We start from the raw sequence: 387 nt of genomic DNA, 5'->3' as shown, positions 1-387 counted from the left end.
TCGCCCTGCGCGGCTATCTGGTCAATGCGATCAACCGGCACCAGCTGGAAAACGGCGTGCTGGCAGTGGTGCTCGACGACACCGTCGGGCTGATTCAGGAGTACAACCATCAGCGGCTGAACTGGGTGGTGAAACGCCAGGTGTGGCGGGAAGACCCCATGCGCGCCTATCAGCTGCAGACCTCGCAGATCCTGCAGATCATTCGTGCCACGCACAGGGAGTGGGCGGCGCAGGAGGTGCCGTCGCTGGAGCCAATGACTGGCGATGGGCCGCCAGCGTTCGTCGAGCCGACAGTCGAGCGGCAGCGGTTGGTCGAGCGTGCGCAGCAGGAGAGTGACGAGCGGCTTGAACAACGCTACCACGAGCCGCAGCGGGCCGCGTTCCAGG

1 pseudogene is annotated in these 387 nt (G+C 65.4%); it reads left to right on the top strand.

What is annotated here, in order from left to right:
* A pseudogene (locus J5M58_RS27320) lies at positions 1-387 on the top strand (hypothetical protein); the annotation flags it as partial.

Source organism: Pseudomonas sp. 32_A (assembly GCF_017490905.1).
GTDB classification, from domain to species: domain Bacteria; phylum Pseudomonadota; class Gammaproteobacteria; order Pseudomonadales; family Pseudomonadaceae; genus Aquipseudomonas; species Aquipseudomonas inefficax.
Note: the sequence above shows the minus strand (reverse complement) of the source record. Positions and strands in the feature narration are given on the sequence as shown.